Below are 14,188 nucleotides of genomic sequence, written 5' to 3' on the forward strand. Positions count from 1 at the left end.
GCCGCCATGTCCGATCCTGTCGTCGTCGCCATCGATGGCCCCTCCGGCTCCGGCAAGTCCTCCGTCGCCAAAGCCGTGGCCGCGCACTTCGGCTATGGCTATCTCGACACCGGCGCGATGTATCGCGCCGTCACGCTGTGGTGCCTGCGCACCGGCGTCGATCTCGCCGACCAGGAGGCCGTCGTCGCGGCGGCGGAGGATTTGCCGCTCGGGCTGGGGGTGGATCCCACGGAGACCACCGTGGAACTGGACGGCGAAGACGTCGCCGACGCCATCCGCACCAGCGAGGTGTCGGGCGTTGTGTCCGCCGTCGCGACCAATCTTGGGGTTCGCGCCGTCCTGCAACAGGCGCAACGCGACCTGATCGAGTTGATCGCCGACGACTTCGGCGGCGTGGTGGCCGAGGGCCGGGACATCACGACGGTCGTCGCGCCGGATGCCGCTGTGCGGATCCTGCTCACCGCCTCGGAGGCGGCGCGGCTGGCCCGACGCAGCACCCAGTTGCATGGCAGCGCCGATGCGGCGACGGTCGCGGCCACCCATGATGAGGTCGTGCGGCGGGACCGCGATGACTCGACCGTCTCGCAGTTCACCCAGGCCGCCGATGGCGTGGTCCTGCTCGACACCTCCGAGCTGGACTTCGAGGGCAGTGTCGCGGCAGCCATCGCCATCGTGACCGCCGGCCTGGAGTGCGCGGCCGCCGGCGGCTCGCCGGCGTGAGCAGCCCCGACTCGTGGCGGGCCGGCTGGGCCCGGCCGGTCGGTGCGGCGATCTTCCGCACGCTGTATGCCGGTCGCTCCGTCGGCGCCGCACATGTGCCCCGTTCGGGCCCGGTGATCCTCGCGGCCAATCACACCGGCTTCCTCGACGGCGCCGTGATCGTCGGGCTCGCGCCGCGGCCGGTGCACTTCCTCGTCTATGACAAGTCCTTTGAGCGCTGGGTTGGGTCGATCCTGCGGGCCTCGGGCCAGATTCCGTTGGCGATGGATCGTGGCGCCCGGGCCGGGCTGCATGCCGGGCTCGACGTCCTGTCTCGTGGGGGAGTGCTGGGCATCTTCCCGGAGGGGGCGCGCGGGCGAGGGGACCTCGCCGATGCCGAGCGAGGAGTGGCCTGGTTGGCCATCCAGTCGGGGGCGGACGTCATACCCACGGCTTGTCTGGGCACGCGGGCCACGGGTGCGCTCGCGGACTCGGTGCCGGCGCCGCGCTCGAAGCTGGTCGTGGACTTCGGGGAAGCGTTGGCGTTCGACATCCCACAGGGCGTGCCGGGGCGCCGTCGCGTCCAACTGGTCGCGGACCAGATCCGCGAGGGGCTCGCGGCGCACGTTGCGGCGGCATCCCGGGAGCACGGCATACCCCTGCCTGAGGATGTGCCGCCCGACCTGTGGGACTGACGGCTGGCGTGTCGGGCCGCGGCTTCGGATACGGGACACTGGAGGTATGACGAGCACCCCGCCGCCCACCGGCCCGGACGAGCAGGCCCTCGATGCCGCCCTGCGGGTCGGCCTGGACGACTTCGACCTGACCGAAGAGGACCGCGCCCTCCTCGACGGTGACGGCCTGCCGGGCGAGGACGGTCCGACCACCGAACTGCTGCCCGTGGTCGCCATCGTCGGGCGGCCCAATGTCGGCAAGTCCACCCTCGTCAATCGCATCCTGCGCCGCCGCGAGGCGGTTGTCGAGGACGTGCCGGGCGTGACCCGGGACCGGGTCTCGTATGAAGCCGAATGGGCGGGCCGCCGTTTCACCATCGTCGACACAGGCGGGTGGAGCATCGACGCCACCGGCATCCACCTGCGGGTCGCCGAGCAAGCCGAGGTCGCTGTCGATTTGGCGGATGTCGTCATGTTTGTCGTGGACGCGAAGGTCGGGGCGACGGACGACGACGAGGCGGTCGTGCGGATGCTGCGTCGCTCCGGCAAGCCGGTCGTTCTCGTCGCCAACAAGGTCGATGATGACCGCTTCGAGGCCGACGCGATGGCCCTGTGGAATCTGGGGTTGGGGGAGCCGTATGCCGTTTCCGCCCTCCACGGCCGCGGCTCCGGTGATGTGCTGGACCGGGTGGTCGAGTTGCTGCCCGAGCGCTCCCAGGTCCCGGCCTCGGGTGCCGAGGGGGGCCCCCGCCGGGTGGCCCTGATCGGGCGCCCGAATGTCGGCAAGTCCTCGCTGCTGAACAAACTGGCCGGCGCCGAGCGGGTTGTCGTCGACGACCTGGCGGGCACCACCCGCGACCCGGTCGACGAAGTCATCGAGATCGGCGGCGTGCCGTGGCGCTTCGTCGACACCGCGGGCATCCGGCGCCGCGTCCACCAGACGCAGGGCGCGGACTTCTACGCCTCGCTGCGCACGCAGGGCGCCTTGGAGAAGGCCGAAATCGCCGTCGTCCTGATCGACGCGGGCACCTCCATCACTGAGCAGGACATTCGCGTCGTCCAGCAGGTCATCGACGCCGGGCGGGCGCTGGTCATCGCCTACAACAAGTGGGACACCCTCGATGAGGAGCGCCGCTACTACTTGGAGCGGGAGATTGAGCGCGAGCTGGTGCAGGTGCCGTGGGCGCCGCGGGTGAACATCTCGGCCCGGACCGGGCGGCATACGGACAAGCTCGTCCCGGCTCTCGAGGGCGCGCTGGAGTCGTGGGACCGGCGCATCCCGACCGCCCGTCTCAACGCCTTCCTCGGCGAGGTCGTCGCCGCCCACCCCCACCCCGTGCGCGGCGGCAAGCAACCACGGATCCTGTTCGGCACCCAGGCCGGCACCCGCCCGCCCCGCTTCGTGCTCTTCGCCTCCGGCTTCCTCGAAGCGGGCTACCGCCGCTTCTTGGAACGGCGCTTGCGTGAGGAGTTCGGCTTCGAAGGCACCCCCATCGAGGTCTCGGTCCGAGTCCGGGAGAAGCGCAAGCGCTGACGGGCGAGCCGGTTCTGCGCCGCCGCGGCGCTGAGGTAGGCTATGCGAGGCCTTCCGGTTCACGGAGGGCCATTGCCACGGGCTGTGGCGCAGCTTGGTAGCGCACTTGACTGGGGGTCAAGGGGTCGCAGGTTCAAATCCTGTCAGCCCGACGTTGGGCAGAGAGGCGGCTTAGGCCGCTGACCTGCGAAACACCGGAACGGGCTGTGTCTGACTTTCACCAAACACAGCCCGTTCCTTATGCCCTCTCACAAGACCTCTCACAAACGGCCGAGTTGAGCGCAGCGCGCGGCTTTCACTCCGACGCTGCGGCCCTCCCGAGGGCTGCGGCTGCTGCCGCGATGCCTGCCGACCCTGAGTCGGGCAGATTGGTGGAGAGGTGGACCTCGACCGTGTGCCCGAGCAGGGCAGCGGCGTCGGCAGGGGAGACCCCGACCTTGTGCAGCCAGAACGCGAGCGAGTGGCGCACCGAGTGCAGACGGATCAAGGGCACCTCTGCCTCGCTGCACAGTCCCCGGAACGTGTCCGAGTACCACTCGGGGCGCACCGGCACCCCGAGCGCGTCCACGACCACGAGGCCGCTGTCTGTGTAGGCCTCGCCCGCCCTGAGCCGTTCGGCGGCCTGCCGTGCAATGAGTGAGCGCAGGAGAGCCACCGTGCCCGGGTGGATCACCTCGACCGGGACCGTTCGCCGACGCTGCTCGCTCTTGGGTTCGTCGATGTGCGACCGCTGCCCGTCACGCGCAACTGCACCCGCCCTTGCGAGACGGTCACGAGCCCGGCGTCTAGGTCGACGTCGGACCACCGCAGGCCGAGCACGTCGGCCCGGGACAGAGCGCACAGCGAGAGCCGCCACGCAGCCGCGAACGTGTCCGCGTCGGCGTGCTGGCGGAACGTGAGCAACTGCTCGGGCTGCCAGTGCTCAAGATCGCGCCCGACCCGAGTCGCCTGACGGTGATGAAGAGACCGAGACCGACGACCAGAATGAGACCGCCAAGAAGGAGAAGCGTGCTCACGACGGCATCCGCCGCGAGAAGCCGGCGACCTCGCCAGCCATGAGCATGGTGTGCTGGTTGGCAATGAGTTGCAGCCGGCCGGCGGCATGCGGCACAGCGCTGGCGAGCTGTGCTTCTGCCAGCGCCACAAGAGCGACGCCCTGCATGGCGCGGTTGGTGACGTGATCGATGGCATCGATCCGCGCATCTTCGACGTGTGCGGCCGCTGCCACCCGGACGGTGGACAGCTCGGCACCGGCGATGATGCGCGAGATGGCGCGGCCTTGACGGGTCAGGGACGCGCCGGGTGAGAGTGAGGTGTCTGAGTAGGGCTGGAGTTGGGACATGGCGAGAGAGCGCCTCCTTCCGCCACCCTCTGCCCGAGTCCTGGTGGGCTCCGATGAAGCGAAGGTGACAAGAACGACCGTAAAAGGCCAGGTCAACGGCCTGCAAGCATGAGCGTGATAACACAAGCGACCAAGATGGAGGAGCGTCCGCACGCAGCACGGCCACGCCGCACATCGACCTCAGATCGGCCGGACAGACAAGAATCTGGCCACCTGTGATGTCCCTCAATCTGAGGACTCCCCCACACCGAAGTGGTGCGCGCTACCATCCCCTCATGGGAGCTGTCGCCCGCTACCCCGAGGACCGGATGATGTTCCCGCCTGCCTACGCGCACGACATTCCCGAGGCATGGCAGCGCTTCTTCGATCTGCGCGAAGAGCTGCTGCTCGACTACGGCTACAACACCGCCCGGGCCTACTGGGGCGACCTTCAGGACTGGTTCGAGTGGGCGGTCGAGCGGGAGAAGGATGTGCTGAATCTCAGCGAGAAGGATGCGAAGCAGTACTGTGCGCTGCTGCGGCGACGGGGGTATAGCGAGAGTGCAATACGCAGACGGAGAGTACCGCTCGCTAGACTAGATCGTCTCTATTCACAAAACCAAAACAAAAAAACCCAGGAAAGTGAAATACCATGTCCATCATCGGAACAGCCGCAGCAATTCTCACTGGGAATGCAGCCGACTTGGGAGTCGACCTCGTCAAAATCGCCGTGACAGAGGCCAGCCGCGCTCTCTGGTCCCACATCATAGACTGGTTCAAGAGCAATCCTTCTTCTGACCCGGAAATTCAGAAGACGCTTGAGTCAACTAAGCCCGGAAACGATATCCGCGTTGACGACCTGCTACGCATCCTTGGAGCACTCCCCCCAGGAACCCTAGAACGCATGATGCGCAACGAGGGAGTCGACGTCACTGCGACTCGAGTCGCATATGCCGAGGGGAGAGGAAAAGTTCGAGTCGACGGGGATGCAGCCGGAAGAGACATTTACAAGAACGGCTGATTCGCCACATGATTCCAACGGTACTTACAAATCGGTTCCGAACTGAATCTTTCGCAACCGATCTCGAATTTGGTTGTTTCCGCACGATCGCCTGCCACGATATATCCACGTGGAAGCAGCATACTGTTCTGATCTGTAGGCCTCAGCCCAACCGAGCACATGCAATGCAGATGCAATTAATGCCGCTCCTGGCGAGAGAGCAGGTCCTTGCCAGCGGAATGCAGGACGACTGCTTTTGGGCAGTCCTCGAAAACCATCGGCCTGATCACTCAGGAAGCCTGGATGATCTAAAGTGAGTTCCAATCAACGCGTCCCCGAAGACCCAAACTCAATGCCTCCAGGCGCACAGACATATGTCGCGTACTCGGAGAACGGGGAAGTAACAATCCATGGCGATGCCGTCGGGCGCGATAAGATCGTCTTCGGAACCGACCCAGAAACAGACCTCAAGCTCCACCTCGATTCCCTTTCCGCGAGCATTTGGAACGACAACTCGTTCCGACACACGAGCGCAATCGCTCTGTACGTAGACCTTTTGTCGGACGCGATGCGCCCATACGACACAACCAAGCCGGCCCGCTTCTATGTAAGCGAACTCTTGGTGACGACGCCCAGACTAATACTCACGGCCCCACGCCAAGGAGGAAAATCCCTCGCCATTGCTCACCACAGTTACACCCTGTGCACGAACCAAGAAAATTCCGCGATACCCATTCTTTTGGATGCTCGCGGAGACTTTGGAGCTTGGCTGTCATCCGCAAGTGACGTATCGGTTGCATCCTTTTCGAATTGGCTGGAAGGGTACATGGGCCTCCGCTTGCGCGACATAAGAAGATGGAAGCGACCGCCGAAGTTTATGTGGGACCACCTATACCTTCTCTCCCCCGAGATTCAATCGTCCGTACCAGGACTTGTTCGGTCACTCGATCAATGGTTTGACCATACCGAACACGTGATCACTAGTCGCCCGTATACCGGCAGTCATGCAAACCCCCCTGGCTTCACTTATGCGGCCATCCTGCCACCTAACCCAGAATTGGCAAGACAAATCGTCTACGCCCGCAATGTTGCACTGGAGTTCCCTACTACCAGCGTCCGAACAAAAGCAAATCAAACCCCCGGCGAACTCATAAGTGATAATCTACCTCAAAGCGAAGTAGTTCCAGAGGACGAAGTATCCGGTTATCTTCGCGATCTAAACATGACGCCAGCTATTTCAGACGGGTTCAGAACGGCGATACCTAAACTCGCATGGCGGCTCCTCAAGGCCGAACCAATTGGCATAACCTACTATCAGGCAATGGATATTCTAACGGACGGTGACAAAGAGAAGGGAGCCGCAGCTGACCTCGTGTTGAGCACTCTTGCGCGTAAGGGATTTCTCACCCAAGATGGTCAAAGATACAGGGCCGGTAACATCGAAATTGCCTGGAGTTTAGCGTCAGATGCCTTTGAACGGACGGAACTCTTCCCGTTCATCACCGAGCGGCCTGCGAGCATGGGTGAACTTCTCGAGCTTTGTGGTCCTCAAAACCGGGACTGGCTAGCAGCCAATAGCAGGAAACTATTCGGTGACACAATGGTGGTCCCCGACAGGTTTGACCATGCGCTATTGCGCCTTCACCTTCTGGTTTCGCTTGAAGAACTCGGCGTGAGTCACGAGCTTATTAGGGACGAACTTGCGCCTGCGGCCGCACTGGCTGAGGACCTTCGCCCAGAGATTAGCGAGAATCACATAAGCGAGTTGGAAAGTCTCAGTCGGCTGATAGCGCGAACGGATACCCTCCTCGCACGTGAAGCGGCTATTGCGTTTCAGTATCTACCCCCCCAAGCGGCCTTAGTTAGATTCCCAAAAGCAAATGGTGCAATTGAGCACATAGATATCGACATGGTCAGCGGCGCATGGACCGCGGAAACGCCTTTAACCCTGGTTCAGTTTGCATGTCTGGTGGACCTGCTTCCGGAGCAGGTTGTCCGTGAGGTTTACACCTGCAGACCCGAAGTCTGGTCAGAAGCAACAGTACCGATGCAGCCTGTTCCCGAGCACCGCAATGACCCTGTGGTCGGCCTAACGTATAACGGTGCAAAGTTAGTCTGCCTAGCGCTTACCCAGGTACTATCTGAACTTAGTGACGTTAAGATCACTGCATTTCTTCCTACCATGGGCGAATGGAGCCTCCTGGATACTGGTGTCGCCCCAGGCAAGGAACTAATTCACGGACCAGCCACTCCCTCCTCCCCCAAACGCCCAATCCCTGTTGGCATCAGCGGACAATCGACCTTCGGTATATCTGACGTTTACGGTAACGTTATGGAGTGGACGAGCACGTCGTGGGGGTCAGAGTCATTGGCGCAACCGGGTTTCGCTTCAATCTATGAACCCAGCGGGGAGCATGACACTGATGATCGACAGTCGGTCTATCGCCTGCTTCGAGGGGGTTCTTGGCTATTTTGTGAAGGTGGACCTACGTGCGCTTGCGTACTGCCCCCCGACGTGCCATATCCCGATGTTGGGATGCGCCCCTTCCTTCGGATAGAGGGGCCTTGGCAGGATGCACAAGACGGAGGTAGAATAGAGTTGAAGTTCAGTGAACTTGGAGAGACCGGCATAAGAGGAGGTAGTAGTGCGCGTTATTAGAATGGAAGAGTGTGGCGAGCCGTTTCGGGCGCCACTGGGCGAAGAAATCTACGAAATGATCGGGAGGCCACAGCATCTGGGAGGCACCGTCTCGCACTCTTTAGTTCATGTGGTGATTCCACCTGGAAAGTGCTCGCCGAGTCATATACATCGCGTCTCAGAGGAGACCTACTACATTCTCTCGGGGGAGGCGCAGATGACCATTGATGGTAATAGCTGGCGCGCCACTCCGGGGATGGCAATAGCGATCATGCCGGGTGAAGTTCACCAAATCGTCAACGACACGGATGGCCAGTTAGACTTCCTCACGATTTCCGCGCCAGCTTGGGTGCCTGAAGACACTTACGAGGTTCAGATGCCGGCACTCGAGAGCTGAGCAGGAGATTCACGGAAATGAAGGTGGCTTCGGCGCCACTCGCCTCTTTAGCGCGCGTTGGGGTGGTTTTGATCCAACCTGGGCGATAAGTCCCGAGGTGATGGGTCAGGAGCTCCAAGGGAAACTAGTCGTGCACGTCAACCATGAGCTGCCCGACGTCGTGCGCTTTAATGAGTATTTGGAGCGCTACGCTGATGTCGAGTTCATTCCGGTTCCGTACCATGACCGAAGTTCGTCCCGTGGTGCGACTTGGCGCGCTGACTTCGTACGCATAGTTGGGGAACGAGCTTCATCTGCTGCCCACGGCAGACCGATCGTAGTGATCGAAGATGGTGGCTACTTTCTTGAGGCATTGCACACGTTGCAGCTCGACATGAACGCAGAACTCTGTGTCGAACAAACTATGTTTGGGAGACGTCGTGCCGTAGCTCTAAGCACCGCGGGAGACTTAAGAATTCCCGTTATTAGTTGTGCTCGTGCGATTGAGAAATGTCGAGCGGAACCTCATTTCCTCGCAATTCGATTGGCTGAACTGCTTTCTGAATACTTGTTATACACCGATGCCCCGAGCCTTCTGGGTAAGCGGATTATGATACTTGGATACGGCATTCTGGGCCGGGCCCTTTCTTGGCGCCTTCGTGCTGCATATCGCGCAGACGTAACGGTGGTCGAACCACTTGAGGAATGTAGAAATGCAGCGCGGTCTGAGGGGTTCATCAGCTACCCACGCATTCAAGATGTTCTCGAGTGCGTCGACATCATCGTCGGTGCGTCCGGCACTTCGTCGCTAGCACGCGATGATCTTCATCTGATCTTGGACAAAAGGGGCCACGTGAACGGGGTCAGACTTACGCTTGTCAGCGTATCTTCCGGGGAGGTAGAATTTCAAGACATTCTCAAGCAAGAGATGAAGGCGCAGAAGTATCCCTGGGGCTTGCTGGCTTTTGACGAGTACGGTAGGGATTTTAATATGTTGGCGGATGGAAGACCGTTGAATTTTTTTGGCCGCGGCCTAAGCTTGCCTTTCCCCGTGGCACATCTGATCAACTTTCGGCTGATGGAGGGGCTTGCTTGGGCGCTGACTTCGTCGCCAGCGCTTAGAGCCGAGGTTTACGATTGGGCTAGTTTCGACAAAGCGGGCAGCGATTTGGGAGTATCTGAAGAAGTCATTCTGCGAAATTTGGTCTCGGAACTTGGGCTTTCTCATGGCCCTGAGGATCCGAGGGAGGTTCTCATAACGCACGGCCTATACAGTGTGCATCCGTGTGAGCGACTGTTGAAAGGGGATACTGGTCAATGAAGACGGCGACTTCCATACTTTTCGATGGAGAGGAAGAGTTATCATTTGTTGCAAGGGAGCGATGGGCGCTTTGGCACATCACTCGAGCCTGCAATATTGAGTGCAAGTACTGTTATGGCTCCTTTTCAGGTGCCAGTTATAAGCAGCTCGGGTTTCATCCCATGGAGCTGAATACAGCTCAGTGCGTCGATCTAGCTGCAAAACTCAACGACCACTTCGATGGTGTGCATATCAATGGTGGAGAACCTCTGCTTCGTAAGGATCTTCCGTTTATCCTTGAAAATTGGGTCGCGATAGGCGTCCGCCCCCGGGTGTGGCTATTGACCAACGGGACAATTCGAGGGAAGAGCCTCGATAGGGTAGTAGAGTCTGGAGCACTCGATTTGGTGGCGGTTTCGATAGACTCTTTCGACGCACAGGTCGGAAATTCGATGCGCGAAAGATCTCAGGATGCGCTGCGCACTCTGAAAAGGCTAATTGACAAGAGAATCAGCGGATCCATGAGTGCTCATGTTGGTGTCTATACAGTTGCTCACGACAGAAACGTCCACGGATTGCGGGAGCTGGCGGAAAATCTGGTTCAACTTGGTGTGGACTATGTTAATCTTCAACCAGCTTTTTCTCCGGGGAGCGAAGGGCCAAGCGGGAGCGTGCTCAACTCGAGCGCTTGGGAGGTGTTTCAGGATTTCTTTAGTATTTTGCGTTCGGGGAGCGTCAGGGTTTCGAGTCAGGGCGCGAGGGATACTGCAAAGTGGCTTCTATCCAGGACGGGGAAGTCTACTGCCGCCAACTGCTTCGCGGACCAGCACTTATATACCTATATTTCACCGAACGGGGTAGTGTTCAACTGCCCAGTAAAGGCGCACGTCTCTGTTGGCCAGCGCTGGGAGTCAGCGGATTTTTCTGTGAAGGATGAGAGACGTCATGAGTGCGGCCATTTGAGTGTTGATTGCTTGGGCATGTATGAGATGGCGTCAGGGCCAATGCGTGCTCGATAGGCAGTTGTCTGTCATCTTTTCTTGCATTATCAAGTCGGTGCATCTCGCTGGCGCTGCCGCACTGTGCTGGCCGGGCGTACCGTCGATTGAAACGAGCACTGGAACATACCCGAGTCTCGGCACCGGTCTCCGCTTGTCACACTGCCCCGAACAGACATAGCTTGCACCGTCACCATGAGCGCCACCTATCCGTCCGCAGTGTGCTGCGTCCTGACATTGATGTTGAGCGGATTGCCAAGGTCCTCAGCGCCCAGATCGAGCAGATGGCAGCTCAGCGAGTCAGCGATGTCTCCCCCACGGACGGATCGACACGCCACGTTCATGCAGTACCCGTAACACTGTCGACTTCGCTACCCCAACCACCTCGGCAACCTGAAGGCTTGTCTTCCCTGCCTGATATAACTCCATAATCCGATCCTTGTCCTTCTCCAGGACTCGATGAGGTGGAACCACCGACGCCACTGACGCGACTGGAACAGCCATACCCATCCTGACAATGGAGGATTTAAGTTAGTCGTCCTGCCCTTGCTTCCGTCCGATAGCTCCTGGCCGGTCCGACTGAACGTCCACGGCCATGTCTCGCCAATGGAGAATTATAGGGAGCCCGTCATACGCAAGCATAAGCCCTTTGCGAACGTCGCGGAGGGGGCCCCGTAGATCTCGCGACAAACTCTCAACTGGGAGGATTGTATCTGCAAGTGACTTTGCCTGACTCAGCCCTTCTTCGGAGGCGTGACCCAGATCGATAAGGCTCTGTAGAAAGCTGTCTATGGCCTCCGTGTCTGGGCCACCATACTCACGCTGGGCCGCGAAGATTAGCTCCTGCACTCCGTCGTCCATAGCCCGGAGGTCGCTCCCGAATTCGCCACCCGCATTCAGCATCTCGTCAGCTATGGGGCGAATCGCAAATGACAGTTTCTTTAAGATTGTAAGGCGCGCAGCAATAGGCTTTGTTGTGTCATTCGCTTGTTCGATTTGCTCGCCAACCGGACTGACTGTCTGGCCGAGCTGCTCCATTATGGCACCGATGCGTTCCACCTTCTCGCCCATGGTGGACATCTTGTCTTCGGCTTCACTCATCTTATCAAGGGCGCCCGGAGCATCATCCTCGTCTGCCGAATTGTCACCTGCCGGCACAATTGGCGATTGGACTAGTTCTGCTGATTGCGTGATCTCAATCAGACGACTCGCAACCTTGTTGCAGGCTTGGCGGTATTGGCTACTGTTGCAGTCAACCAGTCTGTGATCACGCCAATCCATCCAGTTGTATTTCTTTATGATTCTAACAAGCGGATCAATTGGTTCCACTTGGTGAAGCTCAGGAACGTCCACGTAAAGGATCGGGAGAACGAGGTCTTGTAATCCGATTGCTCGTGCCTTCGACAAGAAGCTTTCGAGCTCCCAGCGGCAGTTTTGGCTGGTAAAGTAGTTGGGCGTCAGAACGGGGATTAGGAAGGCGATACCATTAATTGAGAAGGCTAGCTTGTCTTGCCAGTCCTCGCCCCACTTGATGTCGTCAACGTCAAGAAAGATTTCTAAAGTGTTGCCCGAGAGCAACTCGTACTCTTTCTCGATGTCTTTGGCTAGTTGCAGGATTCGACCGCCATCATTCCCATTGTCTCGACGGACATATGACCAGAAAGTCTGGTACCTTGGGTTTTCTGCTTGTAGGCTCATGGCGCCATGTTAGCACGCGCCTTCGTACGTGTGTTCGCAAGAGCGCTCTGGAAGCTGGGAGGTCATTCGGAAAGGGTCATCAGGTCACCGATGCCTCCCCCACGGACGGATCGGTATCCCTCGTTCATGCAGAACCCGGAGCACCGTCGACTTCGCGACGCCAACCTCCTCGGCAACCTCCAGGCTTGTCTGCCCAGACTGGTACAGCTGAACGATCCGGTCTTTGTCCTTCTCCAGAACCCGACGAGACGCAGTGACCGACGACGCCGACGCGACCGGAACAGCCATCTGCGTCCTGACCAGGGAGGATGGTGGTTTCAGGGGGTTGGGATTAACGGAGGCGAGGGCGACCGAAAATGGGTCTCGGAGCCTTAGCTCCGGGGCCCATTTCTCGCATCGGCCAGCAATCGCCTGTCGCGTGAGCGGTAACAGGGTCCCCACCCTGCTGGCGCTCACGCGAGCGGCAAGCTGGCGCCAGGATCTGGAAGGACGGAGACGGGTGACATGACCTTCGCGGCGGCGATGTCCAGCGTGGTGGCCACTGCTGCCCCGCTGATGAAAGCTGCTGGACTGGTGGAAAAGCAGAGAGATGTTCTGGCTTGCTATGTCGAGCGGAGCCTGGTGACGCACCATGTTCCCTACGTTGAGCGTTACGAGCGCGGAATGGCTGACCTGATCCCGACTCTGTACACGAGCAATCCCGAGGCGGCCGAACGCCGCTAAGCGGCGGCCGAGCCGCGCCATCAAGGTCGGTCTCGCGTGAGCGGCAGCAGGGCCCCACCCTGCTGGCGCTCACGCGAGCGGCAAGCTGGCGCCGAGGCGGCGGGTGATCTCGTCGAGGATGGCCGGGGAGGTGGCGATATTGAGCCGGGCGTGGCCGGCGCCGCGGGCGCCGAAGGTCAGGCCGGGATTCATTCCCACCCGAGCATGCGTCAAGAAGTGCTCCGCGGGCTCAACGGCCAAACCGAGAGCACGACAGTCCAGCCACATCAGGTAGGTCGACTCCGGCAGGGCGACCGAGATGTCCGGCGCGCGCTCGGCCAGCTGCGTGACTACCTGGCGCCGCACCTTGTCCAGTTCGCCGAGCAGTTGGTCCAGCCAGTCCTCGCACTCATTGAAGGCCGCCGTGTGCGCGACGACGCCGGACAGGCTGGCGTTCGGCCCACCGGTGATCTGCCCCAACAACTCATCCTCGCCGGGAGCGGCCAGAATCACCCCGGCCTTCAAGGCCGCTAACGAGAAGGCCTTCGCTGCCGAATGCACGGCGAACCCGCGCTGCAGGCCCGGCACCTGGAGGTATGAGGTGAAGCGCGCCTCGGCATACACCACCGGAGCGTGCACCTCATCGGAGATGACGGTCACGCCATACTCATCGGCCAGCCGCGCAACCGCGGCCAGCTCGTCCGGGGTGTGCACGACGCCGGTCGGGTTGTGCGGATTGGAGAGCAGGTATGCGGACCGCCGCCGCCCCCCTTCGCTCGCCTGATCGAAGGCTGCCCCGAGCGCCTCGAGGTCCAGCCGACCCGCGTCCGTCAGCGCGGCGCGCACGACCCGGCGATTCGCCAACCGCGGGAAGGAGTCGAAGGGCGGATAGACGGGGTCGTTGATCACGACCGCGTCGCCCTCGGACGTCGCCTTGAGCAGCACGACCAGGATGCCCATCATCACGTCCGGCGCCAACCGGGCCCGCGCACCGTCGATGCTCCAGCCCCAGCGGCGCTCGGCGAAACCGCCGAAGGCATCGACATAGCCCGCGGATGTCGGGTAGCCCGTATCGCCCTTGGCCATCCAGTCGGCGAGCGCGCGCCGGATCGGCTCGGCGGGGATGACATCCATCTCGGCCACCCAGGCCGGGATCACATCGGGGTCGTACGCGGTCCACTTGGCGCTGATCCGCGTGCGCAAGTCGGCGAGGTCCACGGCAAGGATGGGCTCGGTCATAGTCGCGAA

16 protein-coding genes and 1 tRNA gene are annotated in these 14,188 nt (G+C 60.8%); 11 read left to right on the top strand and 6 right to left on the bottom strand.

Going from position 1 to position 14,188, the window contains the following annotated elements; translation table 11 throughout:
• Nucleotides 1-6 precede the first annotated feature (6 nt).
• The 4 genes from cmk (at nucleotide 7) to ABD225_RS04080 (ending at nucleotide 3,059) form a co-directional block, all read left to right on the top strand.
• On the top strand, nucleotides 7-720 hold the full coding sequence (gene cmk, locus ABD225_RS04065; RefSeq protein WP_344081665.1) for a (d)CMP kinase: 714 nt from the start codon (nucleotides 7-9) through the stop codon (nucleotides 718-720).
• Nucleotides 717-1,394 carry a lysophospholipid acyltransferase family protein gene (locus tag ABD225_RS04070; RefSeq protein ID WP_344081668.1) on the top strand — a complete coding sequence of 226 codons (678 nt, stop codon included), beginning with the start codon at nucleotides 717-719 and terminating at the stop codon, nucleotides 1,392-1,394. Before cmk ends, ABD225_RS04070 begins: the two co-directional genes overlap by 4 nt.
• Before the next feature lie 46 nt (nucleotides 1,395-1,440).
• Complete coding sequence (gene der / locus ABD225_RS04075) at nucleotides 1,441-2,907, top strand: ribosome biogenesis GTPase Der (protein WP_344081671.1); 1,467 nt, start codon at nucleotides 1,441-1,443, stop codon at nucleotides 2,905-2,907.
• Between the two features lie 78 nt (nucleotides 2,908-2,985).
• Nucleotides 2,986-3,059, top strand: a tRNA-Pro gene (locus ABD225_RS04080).
• Nucleotides 3,060-3,202: 143 nt separating this feature from the next.
• Here ABD225_RS04080 and ABD225_RS04085 read toward each other — a convergent pair.
• Entirely contained in the window at nucleotides 3,203-3,763 is a 561-nt protein-coding gene (locus tag ABD225_RS04085) for a tyrosine-type recombinase/integrase (RefSeq protein ID WP_344081674.1), read from the bottom strand.
• Nucleotides 3,764-3,919: 156 nt separating this feature from the next.
• Nucleotides 3,920-4,249, bottom strand: coding sequence for a hypothetical protein (locus tag ABD225_RS04090; RefSeq protein ID WP_344081677.1), 330 nt, complete (start codon nucleotides 4,247-4,249; stop codon nucleotides 3,920-3,922).
• Nucleotides 4,250-4,524: 275 nt separating this feature from the next.
• On the opposite strand from ABD225_RS04090, the gene ABD225_RS04095 reads away from it, so the two are divergent.
• The 6 genes from ABD225_RS04095 to ABD225_RS04120 all read left to right on the top strand — a co-directional run bounded on the left by ABD225_RS04095 (nucleotide 4,525) and on the right by ABD225_RS04120 (nucleotide 10,561).
• A complete protein-coding gene (locus tag ABD225_RS04095; RefSeq protein ID WP_344081680.1) occupies nucleotides 4,525-4,962 on the top strand; it encodes a site-specific integrase in 438 nt (145 codons plus the stop codon).
• On the top strand, nucleotides 4,932-5,249 hold the full coding sequence (locus tag ABD225_RS04100) for a hypothetical protein (RefSeq protein ID WP_344081683.1): 318 nt from the start codon (nucleotides 4,932-4,934) through the stop codon (nucleotides 5,247-5,249). The genes ABD225_RS04095 and ABD225_RS04100 overlap by 31 nt, the downstream gene beginning before the upstream one ends.
• A 292-nt stretch (nucleotides 5,250-5,541) precedes the next feature.
• Nucleotides 5,542-7,887, top strand: coding sequence for a formylglycine-generating enzyme family protein (locus ABD225_RS04105; RefSeq protein ID WP_344081686.1), 2,346 nt, complete (start codon nucleotides 5,542-5,544; stop codon nucleotides 7,885-7,887).
• Between the two features lie 55 nt (nucleotides 7,888-7,942).
• Entirely contained in the window at nucleotides 7,943-8,263 is a 321-nt protein-coding gene (locus ABD225_RS04110; protein WP_344082018.1) for a cupin domain-containing protein, read from the top strand.
• Between the two features lie 130 nt (nucleotides 8,264-8,393).
• Nucleotides 8,394-9,563, top strand: a complete 1,170-nt coding sequence (locus ABD225_RS04115) for a Rossmann-fold NAD(P)-binding domain-containing protein (protein ID WP_344081689.1) — start codon at nucleotides 8,394-8,396, stop codon at nucleotides 9,561-9,563.
• Nucleotides 9,560-10,561, top strand: coding sequence for a radical SAM protein (locus ABD225_RS04120; protein WP_344081692.1), 1,002 nt, complete (start codon nucleotides 9,560-9,562; stop codon nucleotides 10,559-10,561). The genes ABD225_RS04115 and ABD225_RS04120 overlap by 4 nt, the downstream gene beginning before the upstream one ends.
• A 279-nt stretch (nucleotides 10,562-10,840) precedes the next feature.
• Here the strand turns inward: ABD225_RS04120 and ABD225_RS18660 are convergent, their stop codons facing one another.
• The 3 genes from ABD225_RS18660 to ABD225_RS18665 all read right to left on the bottom strand — a co-directional run bounded on the left by ABD225_RS18660 (nucleotide 10,841) and on the right by ABD225_RS18665 (nucleotide 12,526).
• Nucleotides 10,841-11,050, bottom strand: a complete 210-nt coding sequence (locus ABD225_RS18660; RefSeq protein ID WP_425564330.1) for a helix-turn-helix domain-containing protein — start codon at nucleotides 11,048-11,050, stop codon at nucleotides 10,841-10,843.
• Between the two features lie 21 nt (nucleotides 11,051-11,071).
• Nucleotides 11,072-12,238 (bottom strand): toll/interleukin-1 receptor domain-containing protein, encoded by a 1,167-nt coding sequence (locus ABD225_RS04125; RefSeq protein WP_344081695.1) that lies wholly within the window; start codon nucleotides 12,236-12,238, stop codon nucleotides 11,072-11,074.
• Between the two features lie 84 nt (nucleotides 12,239-12,322).
• Nucleotides 12,323-12,526 (bottom strand): helix-turn-helix domain-containing protein, encoded by a 204-nt coding sequence (locus ABD225_RS18665; protein ID WP_425564331.1) that lies wholly within the window; start codon nucleotides 12,524-12,526, stop codon nucleotides 12,323-12,325.
• Between the two features lie 216 nt (nucleotides 12,527-12,742).
• Here ABD225_RS18665 and ABD225_RS04130 point away from each other — a divergent pair, with 216 nt between their 5' ends.
• The gene (locus ABD225_RS04130) at nucleotides 12,743-12,961 is read left to right on the top strand and encodes a hypothetical protein (protein WP_344081698.1); all 219 of its coding nucleotides are present in this window, start codon (nucleotides 12,743-12,745) and stop codon (nucleotides 12,959-12,961) included.
• 69 nt (nucleotides 12,962-13,030) lie between these two features.
• Here the strand turns inward: ABD225_RS04130 and ABD225_RS04135 are convergent, their stop codons facing one another.
• Nucleotides 13,031-14,179: a MalY/PatB family protein gene (locus ABD225_RS04135; protein WP_344081701.1), complete on the bottom strand. Its 1,149-nt coding sequence runs from the start codon at nucleotides 14,177-14,179 to the stop codon at nucleotides 13,031-13,033.
• Nucleotides 14,180-14,188 lie beyond the last annotated feature (9 nt).

Origin of the sequence: Nostocoides veronense (assembly GCF_039531185.1) — a bacterium.
GTDB lineage: Bacteria > Actinomycetota > Actinomycetes > Actinomycetales > Dermatophilaceae > Nostocoides_A > Nostocoides_A veronense.